We start from the raw sequence: 15,562 nt of genomic DNA, 5'->3' as shown, positions 1-15,562 counted from the left end.
CCTGTATTTGATGTTCTATTCAAGCTGAGACGGATAAAGAGTCATTCCGCCGTCGACGAAAAGTGTAGTCCCGGTCACATAGCTTGCTTCCTCAGATACGAGCCAAGCAGCTGCTGCCGCCACCTCTTCCGGTTTTCCGAAGGCTTTCATCGGGATTTTTTTCAATTGTTTTTGCCTGCTCTCTTCCTTTTTTGTATCAACATTTGATTCTGTGGCAATGGTGCCGGGCGCTATCGCATTGACGCGGATTCCCTTATCCGCATAATTGAGCGCCAGCGTTTCCGTCATCATCTTGATGCCGCCTTTGGATGTGGAATACTGAACGTTGACTGGGCGCGGAATCTGCTGATGAACACTTGAGATATTCAGCACATTGCCCTTGATATTGTTTTTCATCATGTGGTTAAGTGCCGCTTTCGCTCCCAGAAAGGTTCCGGTGACATTGACATCAATCACTCTCTGCCAATCTTCAAGACTCATCTCGTGCGGCATGGCTTCCGTGCCGTTAAAGCCGGAGTTGTTCACCATCACATCGAGCGTGCCGAAATGCTCTAAAGCTGTGTCCAAGAGCGCCTGAATCCCCTCTTCTTTTGACACGTCCGCCTCAACTGCAACGGCTTTCCCTCCGTTCTGCTTGATGATTTCCAGGGTTTCATCGGCTCCAGACGGGTCGCTGTGGTAGTTTACAACAACATTCATTTTCTCCTGTCCGAACCGTTCCGCAATGGCTTTCCCGATTCCTTTTGAAGACCCTGTCACAATCGCTGTTTTTCCAGTTAACTCTTTATACATACATGATATCCTCCTCTGATTTCTCACTATGCAGTGGAAAATACCCTGTTTTTCCGAGTTGAAAACAGCACAAAAAAAGCAGAGAACCTGTAGTTCTCTGCTTTTTTCTATTGAAAGCGCTGCTCAGCAAGCTTCTTTTTAATATTCATCAGCCTGCGGTAAAAGAAAGCGGCGGACTCGTAATGTTCTAGCTGATTGAAACGTTCCGCTGTATCATGCAGCAGATCTTCGGCGTCGGCAAGAAGCTGCCTGGATTCCAGCAGGTCAAAGCATTCTGTAAGCACGGTCCGGTCGCCGCTTCCAAGATACAGCTCATGAATGAGGCGGAATTTCGTCAAGTACATGTCATCTTTCCATTCAGCCGCGCTCTTTATCCCGCGGTCATATGTCTCTACTGCTTTGTCGTATTTTCCTTCTTTACAGTACATATGAGTCAGTGAAAAAACAGCTTGAACAGCCTGCTGAAAGTTGTGCTCCTCAAAAATAGCGGCGGCTGTTTTGAAATAGCCCTCCGCTTCTTTGTAATCGCCCAGACTGTATTTACAGTGGCCGACATTATAATAGGCAGCGGCGATCATATACGCTTCTTCCAGCTGCCTGGCATGATCTAAGGCACTGCACAAATGGGTCAGTGCTTTTTCATGATGATACACATCCGTCAAATTTCCGGCGATGATAAATTCACACTGCACGCGGCGTCGGCCGTACAGTTCATATTTCGTATAGATATCAAGCGCCTGGCTCGCATAGTTCATGGAAAAATACGTTTGTTTGATGTGATAATACACTTCTGCAACCTTAAAAAGAAACTCAGCTTTTTCGATCTCATCCTCAACATACTCGAGCTTCTCCTCAGCATGTTTATAATGGTCAATCGCTAATATGAAATTTTTCTGCTTAAATTCGTACATTCCTCTGAAATAATAAAAGTAGTATTCCAATAAGCCCGTAAGTTTTTGCTGATTGCTTTCAATTTCATTCAGCATATCAGAGAACGGAGGCTTGGTGTCGCTGTCTTTCACCGGCATCAGCTTATCAAGCATGATTCGGTGCCGGAATTCCATCAAAGAAAAATATAAAAGCAAGTCCTGGTTCTCTTCCATATCTTCTAAATCGTATTCAATCTCCTGCTTTAACGCTTCTGCTTGATCTGCTTCAAATGCGCGAATGAGCTTGTACCATTCATTTAGCTTTACTGCTACTTCTTCAGATGGAATCTTTGCTCTCATCGGTCTGCCTCCTTCCTCCTGCTACTATTTATGTTATATTTTATCATAGCTGTCCGCTTTTAGAGAGAGTCAATCACTTAAAAGCGTTAACATTCAGCACATCTTGAGAAAGTGAGATCGATATGAAGTTGGCCGCAAAAACATCTGTTATCTTATGTATTCTATTTTTTCTAAATCTTTGTGTTAGTTATATTCGGCATGAATGGCATTCTCAAAACGCCTTGCAGCACATGCCTGTCCCTTCGGATCTTCACCCGATTGTGAAGCAGAATGCCGATGCACTCAAAGCCGCAGCAGCGAATAAAGGCATTACCGTCGTTATTACTGAAGGATTCAGATCCTTTAAGGAACAAGACGAATTATATAAACAGGGACGTACAAAAAAAGGGAATATTGTCACCTATGCAAGAGGAGGGGAATCGTATCACAACTATGGTTTAGCGATTGATTTCGCCCTGCAAAAAAAGGATGGCAGCATCATATGGGATATGGAATATGACGGCAATCAAAATGGAAAATCAGATTGGCTGGAGGTTGTGGAGATCGCCAAGCAACTCGGTTTTGAATGGGGCGGGGATTGGAAACGATTCAAGGACTATCCCCACTTGGAGATGATTCCTAACTAGACATCCCTCACAGCCTTTTCTTTTTCCTTATGTGCGCATCAATATAGGAAGGGTAAACCGGCTTATAGACAAGTTTGCAGTGCTGGTCACTGCCTGCTGTAAAATCAGGCTGCCATTCCAGCTTCACATCAAAACCGGCTAAAAACGCTTCTCTCGCTTCTTCAGCGGAAATATCCGGCCTGTGATTTATTGCTTCCAATTGTTCAGGTTCAATATCAGGCGCCATAAAAGCATCAATCAATCCCGTTTCCGGATTGACAATGATACGGGCGGCGCCGAACCGCAGCGGCACTCCTTTATACCAGACAGAAAAATGGTTGCGGATTCTCCCTCTTTCATCAATTCGGACGGGATTCAATTTGAAAAACTCGGCTGCTCTCGGATAAAGAGCATACAAAAATTGAAGCGCTATTGTCTGGCATTCTTCCATTGAGCATTGGCGGTTGTTGCGCCGCTCGATAAAAGAAAGCGCTGCTTTTAATTTTCCGGTTCTTTTATCCGTCTTCATTTTGATTGTGTTTTTATTTCTCGTTTCAAAATAACTTCCTATGCTCAGATCCTTACGCTCCGGCGCAGTCCCCCTGCGCCACGTGCTTCCTATTTGTTCCCCAAAGTCTTTTTCACTGACTTTCTGCATATCAGGGGTAAGACCCAGCAAGGCAAATATATCGACTTCTTCGTTGTTCCGAAGCGGCGGCAATGGCGCCGCGTTTTCTATTCTTTCATCTCCGATATGCTGGTCGGGCACAATTTCGTCAATATCCGCGGGATAGCTGTATCCCGGCAGAATCGGTTCATATACAAGCCTGGGTGCCTGATCGCCATCAATGACATCGTACATCAGCTGAAAAGACATTGTATTTAAGTAATGGGACACAACCTTCTCTTTCGCTACAAATTCTTTTGGAACTTCGGCTTTGTGCCCTTCTCCGTAATATAAAAAATGGATGATCTGACCGCTGCGTGTCACATCAATTAAAAAGCCTGAATTAGGAAGCGGAAGCCCTAATTCCATTTTGGTATACATAAAACGAATGTGCTGCCTCCGTTCTTCCTTGCCTTGAAAATGAAAATTCATAAATGTGCCGGGATGGTTGGCAGCGGCGAACTGAAGAGCCGTCAGCTTCAGCTCGGCGTCTGGAAGTTGTTTGTCTGTCTCGGAGCGGACGGATGTTGAAAAGGTGAGCAAAGCACCATCATTTCCGAGTTCCACTGTAATGTGCTTTTCCGGATCTTCAGGGTTCCTCCAGATGAAGTATGCCCGCCCCTTCTTCTTTTGTTTTTGATCATAATCTTCTATCTCAAGCTCATAATGCGGCGGTACATTCCCGATCTCTTGCGCCTTCTTTTTCAGCTGTTTATTTACCAATGAAGTCATCCTTTCAAAGAGTCTACGACAAAGAGAATCCAGTTTATTATATAAAAGGACCTTTCTTCTTTTAAAGTGAAGAAAGGTCCTTTTATATTATTATCATTGTTTTTTGACATTCCTCCTGTTACTTTCATCACATATCCCTTTATAAATCTAAGGCAATTGTGTGACTTTTAGCTGTTTTACCATGAGCTAAAGACAGGCTCTCCTGTATGGGCTTCGATAAAACGGGGATACACCGGCTGATAGACGAGCCGGTAGCTGGGTTCTTCATCATCCCCGTATTCTCTTTCCCAGCCAAGCTCAACTTTAAAATGCTGCCAAAAGAGAGTCTTGGCTTGTTCAACTGAAATGGCTGGAACTGGATCAATGGCTGCCAGCTCATTTGGGTCAATATCCGGCCCCATATAAACGGTGATATCCCCTGTCTGGCGGCTGACGCAAATTCTGATCTGCCCAAATCGGAGCGGAACTCCGTGACAATGCGCTTCAAACGTAAAACCAGCGACTGCGTTTTCTTCTTCATCCTTTTCGTCGTATCTGATCCTAAAATATTGATCGGCATTTGGAAATAAAGCAAACAGAAAGCGCAGCGCGATTTTTTCGCACTCTGCCTCAGTTACTGTCAATGGCCCTTTTTTCTCCATAAATGACATGACGCCTTCGAGTTTTCCGGTTTCTTTGTGATAGATGGTTTTCAGCACTTGATGCGTCCGTCCCTTGAACCAGCTGTCCAAACTTTTATCCGCCGGCTGATACATAGGTTCATTCGGATTCCGCCAAACGATCCCGATTCTCCCATCGTCCAAATCCACTTCCCGTTCTTTGACAAATCCTTTTTCGATTCCAATCATGCTGTCAGGATCGGCCTTTTCGTGAATCTCCTCGAATAAAGGGAGAGGAAAGCTCTCCGGCTCCCTGTAATCATCGTCATCATCAACTGCCTGTTCTTCTAGAACCAAATCCGCAGGTACGGTAATGGCCCTGCATTCAGGCTCATACACCAAATGCGGCTGATCATCTCCGTTTTCGTAAACAGAACGATGGAGAACCTCAAATAAAAGGTCAAACTCCACGTCCTTCTTGAAGAAGGCAAGTGCCTCTTTATCATCCGCGATTCGCTTTGGCTTGATGATGCTGCCGGCTTTGCCGTAATAGCGGAAGGAAACGATCTCACCTGATAAAGAAACATCAGCCATAAATCCGCTCATAGGGAGAGGAAGCCCGGCCTCCATTTGAACATATGAAAATCTCACTTTATCACAGGATGTACGGTCATTTTCTTCACGAACAAAGGCAGAGAGTGCTCCCGGATGATGGGTCTCTACAAATTGGCGCATGATATCCTCTAGTTTCTCCTCAGACAGCCTTTCTCCGCTTTCAGGCTCCTTATCACGGGAAAGGGATTCCAGCTCCCCGCCCGGTCCAAGTTCCACGATAATGCCGATATTCTCATCCTGAGGATCTGTCCAACAAAAATGAGCTCTTTTGTCATCATCGTCAAAATCTTCAATTTCCAGTTTTAAGTGTGTCGGCACTCGGCCGATTTCCAGTGCTTTTTGTTTCAATTCCTCTTTCTTCACAAAGACAGCCCCTTTCATCCTTCATATGTCCCCTTCAACAGGTTAAAAAGTAATAGTCTAAAATGCACATTTTTCTGAGTTTACCAGTTTTACCAGAACATTTTTCGCCAAAAATAGGATGATGAACCTATTCAATATAAAAGCTAATAATCTTAAAATTAATTCCGTTGTAACTTTTTATAGGTCCATTCATGACAAAGGAGGGCGGAGTTTCCAGAAAATCCGGTGAAAACCATGAGAAAAGAACTGATTTTTTTGGTTATATGATGCTAATCCATTCAAAAAGATCCATTTCTCAAAGACAAAAGACTCCCCTTCCCTAAACCATTTGAGGAGGAAAAATGAATGTTTCAGAAAAAAACGTACGCTGTTTTCCTAATTCTTCTGCTGATGATGTTTACAGCTGCTTGTTCTGGCAGCAAAACAAGCGCGGAGAAGAAAGAATCAGAAACAGAAAAAAGCTCAGATATAGCTCAAGTCAAAATCAAGGATGTTTCTTACACGCTTCCGTCTAAATATGATAAGTCCACTTCAGATGACCAGCTTGTGTTAAAAGTGAATGTCGCTGTGAAAAACACAGGAAAAGACCCGCTGAATGTAGACAGCATGGATTTCACTTTGTATCAAGGTGATACGAAAATGTCTGACACAGATCCTGAAGACTATAGTGAAAAGCTTCAAGGCAGCACGATTAACGCTGACAAATCCGTTGAAGGAAATCTGTTCTTCGTTGTAGATAAAGGCAAACAATACGAACTTAACTATACGCCTGAGTCTTACGGTGATAAAAAGCCAAAATCAGTTACTTTTAAAATTGACGGAAAAGATAAAAAAATCTTGGCGACGGCAGATAAGCTCCAAGATTCTGCAAAAGCGTTATCGGCTTATATTGATGTCCTTCTTTTCGGCAAAGATAACGCCGATTTCGAAAAAATCACCGGCGCTAACAAGAATGAAATTGTCAATGACTTCAACGAATCAGCCAAAGACGGTTATCTATCAGCTTCCGGCCTTTCAAGCACATATGCGGACAGCAAAGCGCTTGATAATATCGTAAACGGCATTAAAGAGGGATTAAGCAAAAACTCTTCCATTCAGGCAAAAACGACTTCAATCTCTAAGGACGAAGCCATTGTTGAAGCCACAGTGAAACCTGTAGATGCATCTTCTCTTTCAGACCGTATCGAAGACAAAGTGAAAGACTACTATAGCAAAAACTCTAATGCCAGCTATGAAGAAGCTGTGAAATACGCGCTTCAAGTCTATCCTGAGGAATTCAAAAAGCTTGGACCGGCTTCATCTGAAAAAACGGTTGAAGTGAAAATGAAGAAAAATGACATCGATCAATGGCAGCTTGATATGGACGATTACAGAGCAGCAGAATTAGTCGAAGCATTCATCAAAGAATAAAACACCAAAAGGAAATAGCCTTGACGGCTATTTCCTTTTTTATTTGAAAATGTCGCTGATGAAATTCACTTCATCCTCGGTCAGATCAACGTTTAAGGTTTTCAGGTTATCCTGTAATTGCTCAGGGCGTTTAGCTCCCGGAATAATGGCATCAATCGCTGGTCTCGTTAACAGCCACGCCAAAGCAACATGTGCTGTCTCGGCTTGTTTTTCCTCCGCTACCGCTTTCAGTTTATCTACTTTTTTGAGATTGTGGATAAACGTTTCACCCTGAAATTGCGGTTTATCCTTTCTGATGTCATCAAAGACTGTGTCTTGCGAGAATTTTCCTGTCAGCAGTCCGGACGCAAGCGGAAAGTAAGGAATAAAAGAAATGCCGTGTTGTTCACAGTATGGAAGAAGCTCCTTCTCGGCATCACGCTGAATGAGAGAGTATTCGGCTTGGAAGACCTCCAAATAGCCGTCAGCATTACATTCCTGCAATTGCTGATAATCAAGGTTCGATGCGCCGATTGCTTTGATTTTCCCCTCATCCTTCAGCTCTTTCAAAGTGCCCGCCACTTCAGCGAGAGGCGTTTTTCCATCCGGAAAATGAACATAATACAAATCAATGTAATCTGTTTTCAGCCGCTTCAGGCTCTTTTCCACCTCGCTGCGAAGAAACTCCCGGCTATTGTCTAATTCAATGCTGCCATTCACTTCTTTATGGGCACCTTTGGTGGCAATAATGAGCTCATTCCGTGCGCCGCGCTCCTGCACGACTTCGCCGATTAATTCTTCAGATCGCCCCAATCCATATATAAAGGCGGTGTCGATAAAGTTCACGCCGCCATCCAATGCCGTACGCACTAAATCCTTCCCAGTTTCATCATGTAGATTTGGAAATAGATTATGCCCGCCGACCGCATTCGCGCCGAGTCCGATCCGCTTCACTTTCATCTTCGTTTTGCCGAGTGTACGTGTATGATCCATTGTTCCTTCTCCTTCGAAACCAATTTTGATGAAAAATAGTGCAGGTTCACTTTTTGTATTAGATATCCTTTTTCTATTTTCCTTCTTTTTTCAGGATATACAAAAAGGAGAAAGTGTATTTCTCCTTTTGCAAAGTTTATTTCGGAAGAACCCATTTGTCTTTCAGGAAGCAGGCTCTGGCCAGTAAAAAGAAAATGGCGATGAGCACGGCGATGGTTCCTGACGTGCACCAAATGGCAGCCGGGTCAACCATCCCGAATAAAAGTTGTTTGAATAATGCATGCAGGTTCAGAAACGGGATAAGAAAGTACGATAAATCAAATTGATTCGGTGCCTTGCTGAAGATGAAAAACATCGGGAACACAGGCAGAAAGACGACGAGAGACATATAGCTTTGCGCTTCCTTTACCGAGCTCGAAATGATGCTGATGAAAAGCTCCATCGCAGATATCAGCAATGCAGAAAGCACGATGATTAAAGCTGAAGCGCCAATTACACTCCACATATGATCTCCCAGCTGGAGGGCCGTTTTTAAATTCTCAGTAAATAAGACGGTGGACAAAATCAAAAACACCAAAGCAAATACACCTGAAGCAACGCCAAAAGTAGAAACCGCAAGCCACTTGCCGACCAGCATTTTGTTTCTGCTGACTGGCGTCAATAACAGCGCCTCAATTGATTTCCGGTCCTTTTCCCCGGCCATGATATCAAGAGCGATCGGCATTGCGCCGGAAACAATGGAAGTCAGAATCAGCATGGGCAGGATGGCGGAAAGCATAATAGCGGAAACCCCTTTCTCCTCATCCGCTTCCTTTTGCTGAATCGTAAATGGCTGGATAACCGATTGATCAATGCGCTTATTTGTTAAACGGTCCTGCACAATTTCATTTTTATACTGATCTAAGGCAGACTGCACAAGCTGCATGGCATTTGACGACCCTTGATCGACTGAATTGCCGTAAACATCAATCTTAAATGGCGTCATGCTGTTGACATATGATTCGAACTCTTTCGGGACGTTCAGATAGGCATCTGCTTTTCCTTCGTCAACCGCTTCTTTAGGCTCAGCAAACGTTTTTACGCTGATCTCGTCAATCGCATGAAGCTTACTTTCCAGTGCGGGCGGCAGAGAATGGCCGACAGCCAGCGTGTATTGCTCCTCTTTGTCGGACAGCATGCTTTCATAAAAGAATACAAGCCCAAGCATCATAATCATCGGCACTAGGATTGTGAGTAATATCGTTTTTCTGTCGCGCAAAGCGTCGATCATTTCTTTTTTATAAATATGGCTCAGCATTTAAGAAATCCCCCTGACAAGCTTAGACATAAAGATGTAATTCAAATCCTCACTGCGCTCGCTCTCGTATAGTGATTCGAGCGCCCCCCGGTAGATCACCTCTCCGCTGTGAATCATGATGACACTGTCACAGAGCGCCTGCACTTCCTCCATAATGTGGCTGGAAAAAAGAATGGTTTTCTGTTCTCTTTTCAGCTGCTGGATGAATTCGCGAAAGATATTGCTGGATGTAATATCAAGCCCTGTAGTCGGTTCATCAAATAAAATGATGTCCGGATCATGAATCAGCGCTCTGGCAATGGCGACCTTCTGCCTCATGCCTTTCGAAAACCCGCCCACTCTGCGGTTCATATAATCGCGCATGCCAAACCGTTTCGATAAATCTTCAATTCTTGCTTTGATCTCGTGGCGGTTCAGCCCATACAGCCTGCCGAAGTATTGGAGATTTTCTTTAGCGGTCATCCTGTCGTAAAGCCCGGTTTCTCCTCCGAATAAGACACCGATTCTTTTTTTGACCTCAGCCGGCTGCTTGACCGTGTCAAAGCCGTCTACCGTGATTGCCCCTTGTGACGGTTCAAGCAAGGCTGCAATCATTCTCAGCATCGTCGTTTTGCCCGCACCATTTTCTCCGAGAATGCCGACGACTTCTCCTTTTTGAATTGTTAAGCTTACATCTCGCACCGCTTTGACTACTTTTTTCTTATCCTGAAACCTGCGGCTGCAATCGGTCAGTGTAATCATGTCATAATCTCCCTTTTCTTTTTTCTAATAATGACTATATACGAAATGCTGGATTTGTTGGATAAAGTTGTCGCGAAGAGTTCTTTTTATGTCGCGAAATGGGATAGAATAAAGATGATTCTATGTAACTAGGAGAATGATAATGGTAAAAGTCGGACTTGTCGATGATTATCGAGTAGATTTAGAGAAGCTGGAAGCGATCGTATCCAGAATGCAAAATGTCGAAATTGTCTTTTCCACCGATTCAGCGGAGGAAGCCTACAGCCGGGTAAAGAATGAAGACATTGATCTGCTGCTTGCCGATATCGAGATGCCTCATATGTCTGGCTACGAGCTTGCGGATTTGATCAGATCCCATTCACTTGATGTGGATGTGATATTTGTTACCGGCCACAGCGGTTATGCGGTTCACGCCTTTGACCTGAACGTCCACGATTATATTATGAAGCCTTACTATGCTGACCGTCTGGCCGCTTCCTTCGACCGTTATTTGAAAAAGAAAACGGAAACGAGTTTGAATGGGCGTATATTGATCAAGCAAAAATCTGAAATGCACGTCCTGCAAAAGAAGGATATCATTTTCGCAGAACGGACAGGACGTTCCACGACGATTGTGACAACCGCTGAAGAGGTGCAAACGTATCAAACATTAAATGATATTAAAGGCGACCTGCCCGAAAAGGATTTTCTCCGTTCGCATCGTTCCTTTATTATCAACATTCATTACATAAAGCACTTTTCCGCTTATACCAAGCATTCATTCACGGTTTCTTTTGAGGGAACGTCTAAAAAAGCGATGATCACCAAGCAGCAGCTTGATTATTTTCAAAACTACTATTTTTGAGGAGTTTAGTACGTGATTACCCTTTTTCAATGTCTTTATCTGTTTTTATTTAGTTTCATATGTTATCAGGGGGCTGCTGCCCTTTGGCACAGTACAGCCGTCTCTTGGCTCGCCGCTGCTTTAGGTGCGGCGGCAGCAGGATTGTACCTATGGAAAACGAAGCTGGTGTGGGACCGCTGTTCCTTCCAGCTTTGTGCGTGGATTGCGGTGATTCAAGCGATGGCAGCGGCGGTAGTGCCGTTCGGCTCTGACATACCGCCGGCATTATTTGCGATCGTGATATTTGCAGGGTGTGAAGGGCTCCGTATCGGACAGTCTGCCCTGCAAGCAAGGCTTTCTGATCAAATTGATAAGCTGACACAAGCTGAACAGCACGCCAATCAAATGCTGATTGATGTCAGAAGCCGGAATCATGACACAATGAAACATATCACAGCAATCAAATCAGCTCAGCCCAAGGCAGATACACAAGCATATATTCAAAACTGGGCAGATCAATACAGTCAATATGACCGTTTTTTGAAGGGAGAGAATGCGTACGTTGCAGGGGTGCTTTATGATTTTCTAGAAAAAGCCCGCGCCTCGAATGTGAGTGTTTCACTTCATATGCATACACCGCTTTCTTCACTTCCGTTTTCAGCTGCTGATCAGGTCAGCTTGGTCGGCAACATATTGGAAAATGCGCTCGACAGCGCGGCGGAGGCCCGAGAAAAAGCGGAGATTAAGCTGGAAACTTCGCTGCGAAGCGGGCTTTATGTGCTGATTTGTGAAAACAGCACCCCCGGCATGGACCCTACGGTGCTCGATACTCTGTATCAATCGTTTGGCCGCTCAACAAAAGGCGGTGCTCATGAAGGCATGGGCACATATATCATTCAAAAACTGGTGAAGAGCGCTTTTGGCAGGCTGGATTTTACCTACCGTCACCCCGTCTTCCGGTTAGAAATCAAAATTCCGTTTCAGAAATAAAAAAACCTTGAAAAGCCTGGCTTTTCAAGGTTTTTTTCATTATGAGGATAACGCTTGGGCAAAGCGATCCGCTTCGTCCTGCAGCGTGCTTTCAATTTCTTTGTAACGGCTGGAAATGGTTGATGCGCTGACGCCGTATTTTTTCGCCAGTTTAGCCTGGGAAACGGACGCGCCGTTAAGAGAAATCGCGTTCACATAATATTCAACTGCCGCCGCAAAAGCTTCCGGCTTTCTGATGACAGGTGATTTTTTCTCACAGAATGTTTTCCAGATGTCAATAACAGCCGGAATCAACTCAGTCGGATACTCATCTCCGCTCATGCCTTCTTCGATAGCCGCAGCGGTTTCTTTCTCCAAGTCGTTTGCCCACTCAACAGAGCTTTCCTCCGCTTTTTCTGCTTGCGGCTCTTCATCCTTTTCAGCTAACAGCGCGAACAGAACGTTGTTGAATTCCTGCTTCATGAAGTCCTCCGGCGTTTTGCCGTTCTTCACAGCGGCATCCGCATATTTCTTCACCTTGCTGATCAGCGCTTCTGTTCTCTTCACCGGGAAGATCGTGAACTGCATGAAGAATTCTGCTTTTTCGGCTTCGTGGATTGGATATCCAAGAATCAGGCTTCCCACTGGAGGAAGGTCTTGATTGCTGGCGTCCATTTCCACTTCGAATTGTTTTGCCGTAATGACATCTTCAAAGTGAATGATGCCTTCTTTCAGGTCCTTCAGCAACAATAAAGCTGGCGTCATGCTGTTCCATGATTCAACGATCTCACGCGTTTTCGGACGAGTGATCGAATCGCCTTTTTTCTGCAGGTACTCTTCGAAGATTGTCTTCTCACCGGCAAGCGGATGGAAGAAGATTCCCCAGATACCCAAGTTAAATACGCTGATGTCTTTCGTCTGTCTGTCCATAGCAGAAAGAAAATCATGCTGGTTGATAAAGCCTGAAATGCTTTCTCTATGTACTGTGAAGGCATACTCCACTAAGTCTTCCTGAATTTGTTTTGCTTCTTTTGCCGCTAACTCTGCCGGGAAGTCGACTACTTTACTTCCGCAGCATTTTTTATATTTCTTGCCGCTGCCGCACGGGCAAGGGGCATTTCGTTTCACTTTTCCCACAATAAACCCTCCGAATTCTGTTGTAACTTTTCTATTTTAACAAAAATAACTTCTGAGGGCTTGGTTTCGGGCTAAAAAAGAATTTGGTAATGTGATAAGCTGGCTGATTATGCCAATTTACCTATGACATTTTCACCAACTTTTGTGATTTAAGGCTTATCACCTATTCCCACTTCAGGCCCATCTTTTTTACAATCATTAGGTATTTATTTAACATTTTAAGGAGTGTTTCTATTGGAACTAGCTGGTTTCATGCTGCGCGCCTGCGCGCTTGTACTTGATGTAATCATTGCCGCAGCAGTGATTTTGGCAGCCGGATTTACGTTTGGCGATGGGTCCGCCGGTGTCATTATTGTCGCCATATTGATGCTGATTGTGTACCCTTTGCTGATGCCGCTGACAAATTGGAAGGGCACACTGGGCAAAAAAATCATCGGGCTGCAAATCGTGAGGGACGAAACACACGAGAAAATTTCTTTCCTACAGGCGATTGTCCGTTACATCATAGCGTGGGTGCATGTATTCTCCCGCCTGATCTATTTGACAGCCGCATTTACGAAGAAAAAACAAACCGTTCATGATATGGCGGCGAAAACCATTGTGCTAAAAGCAGAATAACCTTGAAGAATAGGACTCTTCAAGGTTATTTATCTCATTAGTTTGTATTCTGGCCCCCGCCGTTCAGCCCTTCTTTAATCAGGCTGTTGACTTGGCTGCTGTACAGAAGGCCGATGTGTCCAACGCCATGGATTTGAACGTTTCTCGCACCATCTAATCTTGATAAATAATTCATGACAATCATATCGGCACTGCTGTAAATAGATGTGTATAAAATCTTTTGATTTGGATCTGTTCCCGGAAGCGCCTTGCCTGTCGTCAAACGGTTCGCGCCGCCAAGCGTCACGACGTTTGCAACTTTATTTCCGCCGTCCAGATTTTTTATGTAGTAAAGTGTGTTCGCGCCCCCCATACTGTGAGCGACAATATCCACTTTTTTCGCACCCGTTTCATCTAAAACCTTTTGCACAAATCGTGACAATACCGGGCCATTGTTATAATTTGTGCCTGTCTTGTCCCAAAAATCAACTGCATACAGCTTGTCCCGCGACCAGCCCTGAGATACGAGATAGCTCTTAATTCCCGCAAAATTGAATGATGCCCCTCCAATGCCGTGAACCATAACGACTGGATTGTGTTCAGCGGCTTTTACTGACGGCTGCAACGCAAACAGCGATGTAACAGACAGCATCAAAATTGTTACAAGTGCAATGATCCTTATTTTTACAAATTTCATAATATCCTCCTTTTTTTGTAACAAATTCTCCAATTATATTACGTTACCAAATTAATTAAGTAAAGGGTAATTTTGGCTCATTTTTAAAGAAATTTTAAGATTCAGAGGTCATTATTGGTCCTAAAAAGCCAAAAAAAAGAAGGCTTATTCGCCTTCTTTTCTTCAATACTCATTGAAATAAGCTTGGATTTTTTGAGGATCATTTGTTTTGGTAAGCGCAAGCATCAGCAACATCCGTGCTTTTTGGGGGTTTAAAGAGTTCGATGCCAGCAGGTCCTTTTCCGCATAGTCTTGGTTTGGTGTGACGACACCATTTCCCGTGCGGGTAGAGCGCACCACTGTAACGCCTTTTTTGACTGCGCTGTCCGCCCCTTTTTCGGCTGCATCAGATAAAGACCCGTTCCCAGAACCGGCAAATACAATCCCCTTTGCTCCGGCTTTTACAGCTGCGTCAAACAGGTAGCTTCCGTCATTTTGGTATCCATAGATAATGTCTACTTGCGGCAGCTCATCAAGATTAGAAACCGAAAAGTCCGTATCCTTCGTATGCTTGCGGGTTATTTCATTATTAAAATAAATATCATCGGCAATTGTTCCGACAAAGCCCATTTCATCTGATTTAAATGTATCTGTTGTGGTTGTGTTTGTTTTGGTGACATACCGTGCTGAAGCAATCCGGTCGTTAAGAACGACGAGCGCACCTTTTCCTTTTGCCTCAGGTGTGCCTGCCACTTTTACTGCATTGTACAGATTAGACGGCCCGTCGGCGCTAATCGCTGTGGATGGTCTCATCGAACCGACAATAACAACCGGTTTATCGCTTTTCACAGTGAGGTTCAAAAAATAAGCTGTTTCTTCCAGCGTGTCAGTTCCATGAGTCACGACGATTCCGTCTACATCATCTGAAGCGAGCAAGTTGTTGATTCGTTTCGCCAGCTTCAGCAATATTTTATTATCAATGTTTGTGCTGCCGACGTTGACAATCTGCTCGCCGCTGACGTTCGCGATGTCCTTCATTTCCGGGACTGCCTCGATCAATGATTCAACGCCGACAACACCTGCTTTATATTCAGTTGTTGAGGTTTTGGATTGATCGGCTCCTGCAATCGTGCCTCCAGTCGCTAAAATTGTAACGTTTGGCAGGTCCTTTTTGTCAGAGGCGGACGCCGAAGAGACTTTTTGTGTCTGCGTTTTTTCTTTCGGGGATTCTTTTGTTTCAGGAGAATGTGAACATCCGGCAAAAACAAACAGTAGTGCGGTAAAAAGTGCAAGCAGTCGTTGTTTTTTCATCTCTTTCTCTCCTTACATCCTTATGAT

General features: G+C 44.3%; 16 protein-coding genes. 6 read left to right on the top strand and 10 right to left on the bottom strand.

The genetic code is table 11. The annotated features are described in order from the left end of the window. Positions 1-15 precede the first annotated feature (15 nt). On the bottom strand, positions 16-792 hold the full coding sequence (locus C1T29_RS01915; protein ID WP_071581412.1) for an SDR family oxidoreductase: 777 nt from the start codon (positions 790-792) through the stop codon (positions 16-18). Positions 793-899: 107 nt separating this feature from the next. Then, positions 900-2,021: a response regulator aspartate phosphatase RapJ gene (rapJ, locus tag C1T29_RS01910; RefSeq protein ID WP_103749838.1), complete on the bottom strand. Its 1,122-nt coding sequence runs from the start codon at positions 2,019-2,021 to the stop codon at positions 900-902. Between the two features lie 122 nt (positions 2,022-2,143). Here rapJ and cwlK point away from each other — a divergent pair, with 122 nt between their 5' ends. Continuing rightward, the gene (gene cwlK, locus C1T29_RS01905; RefSeq protein WP_014662669.1) at positions 2,144-2,647 is read left to right on the top strand and encodes a peptidoglycan L-alanyl-D-glutamate endopeptidase CwlK; all 504 of its coding nucleotides are present in this window, start codon (positions 2,144-2,146) and stop codon (positions 2,645-2,647) included. 7 nt (positions 2,648-2,654) lie between these two features. On the opposite strand, the gene C1T29_RS01900 is transcribed toward cwlK, so the two are convergent. Continuing rightward, the gene (locus C1T29_RS01900) at positions 2,655-4,016 is read right to left on the bottom strand and encodes a YcdB/YcdC domain-containing protein (RefSeq protein ID WP_103749839.1); all 1,362 of its coding nucleotides are present in this window, start codon (positions 4,014-4,016) and stop codon (positions 2,655-2,657) included. Positions 4,017-4,201: 185 nt separating this feature from the next. Next, positions 4,202-5,620: a YcdB/YcdC domain-containing protein gene (locus C1T29_RS01895; protein WP_095431200.1), complete on the bottom strand. Its 1,419-nt coding sequence runs from the start codon at positions 5,618-5,620 to the stop codon at positions 4,202-4,204. A gap of 173 nt (positions 5,621-5,793) precedes the next feature. Between C1T29_RS01895 and C1T29_RS01890 the strand changes: the two genes are divergently transcribed. Beyond that, entirely contained in the window at positions 5,794-5,925 is a 132-nt protein-coding gene (locus tag C1T29_RS01890; protein WP_139236117.1) for a hypothetical protein, read from the top strand. Positions 5,926-5,947: 22 nt separating this feature from the next. Further along, positions 5,948-7,012, top strand: coding sequence for a DUF4352 domain-containing protein (locus C1T29_RS01885; RefSeq protein WP_069839784.1), 1,065 nt, complete (start codon positions 5,948-5,950; stop codon positions 7,010-7,012). Positions 7,013-7,051: 39 nt separating this feature from the next. Here C1T29_RS01885 and C1T29_RS01880 read toward each other — a convergent pair whose 3' ends face one another. The 3 genes from C1T29_RS01880 to natA form a co-directional block, all read right to left on the bottom strand. Next, complete coding sequence (locus C1T29_RS01880) at positions 7,052-7,984, bottom strand: aldo/keto reductase (protein WP_095431199.1); 933 nt, start codon at positions 7,982-7,984, stop codon at positions 7,052-7,054. Positions 7,985-8,120: 136 nt separating this feature from the next. Further along, positions 8,121-9,281, bottom strand: a complete 1,161-nt coding sequence (gene natB / locus C1T29_RS01875; protein ID WP_095431198.1) for a sodium ABC transporter permease NatB — start codon at positions 9,279-9,281, stop codon at positions 8,121-8,123. Continuing rightward, a complete protein-coding gene (gene natA, locus C1T29_RS01870; protein WP_014662662.1) occupies positions 9,282-10,022 on the bottom strand; it encodes a sodium ABC transporter ATP-binding protein NatA in 741 nt (246 codons plus the stop codon). Positions 10,023-10,164: 142 nt separating this feature from the next. Here natA and natR point away from each other — a divergent pair, with 142 nt between their 5' ends. Together natR and C1T29_RS01860 are read left to right on the top strand one after the other, a co-directional pair. After that, positions 10,165-10,866: a two-component system response regulator NatR gene (gene natR / locus C1T29_RS01865; protein ID WP_014662661.1), complete on the top strand. Its 702-nt coding sequence runs from the start codon at positions 10,165-10,167 to the stop codon at positions 10,864-10,866. A gap of 12 nt (positions 10,867-10,878) precedes the next feature. Further along, complete coding sequence (locus C1T29_RS01860; RefSeq protein WP_095431196.1) at positions 10,879-11,835, top strand: two-component system sensor histidine kinase NatK; 957 nt, start codon at positions 10,879-10,881, stop codon at positions 11,833-11,835. Between the two features lie 39 nt (positions 11,836-11,874). Here C1T29_RS01860 and C1T29_RS01855 read toward each other — a convergent pair whose 3' ends face one another. Next, positions 11,875-12,951: a helix-turn-helix domain-containing protein gene (locus C1T29_RS01855; protein WP_095431195.1), complete on the bottom strand. Its 1,077-nt coding sequence runs from the start codon at positions 12,949-12,951 to the stop codon at positions 11,875-11,877. Positions 12,952-13,185: 234 nt separating this feature from the next. On the opposite strand from C1T29_RS01855, the gene C1T29_RS01850 reads away from it, so the two are divergent. After that, positions 13,186-13,569, top strand: coding sequence for an RDD family protein (locus C1T29_RS01850; RefSeq protein ID WP_015482755.1), 384 nt, complete (start codon positions 13,186-13,188; stop codon positions 13,567-13,569). A gap of 37 nt (positions 13,570-13,606) precedes the next feature. Here the strand turns inward: C1T29_RS01850 and lipA are convergent, their stop codons facing one another. Together lipA and ansZ are read right to left on the bottom strand one after the other, a co-directional pair. Then, positions 13,607-14,245 carry a lipase EstA gene (gene lipA / locus C1T29_RS01845; protein ID WP_095431194.1) on the bottom strand — a complete coding sequence of 213 codons (639 nt, stop codon included), beginning with the start codon at positions 14,243-14,245 and terminating at the stop codon, positions 13,607-13,609. A 162-nt stretch (positions 14,246-14,407) separates the two neighbouring features. Then, the gene (ansZ, locus tag C1T29_RS01840) at positions 14,408-15,535 is read right to left on the bottom strand and encodes an asparaginase AnsZ (RefSeq protein ID WP_095431193.1); all 1,128 of its coding nucleotides are present in this window, start codon (positions 15,533-15,535) and stop codon (positions 14,408-14,410) included. Positions 15,536-15,562 lie beyond the last annotated feature (27 nt).

Source organism: Bacillus sp. MBGLi79 (genome assembly GCF_002953915.1).
The sequence above is the reverse complement of the archived record's forward strand: the minus strand, read 5'-3'. Positions and strand labels throughout refer to the sequence as shown.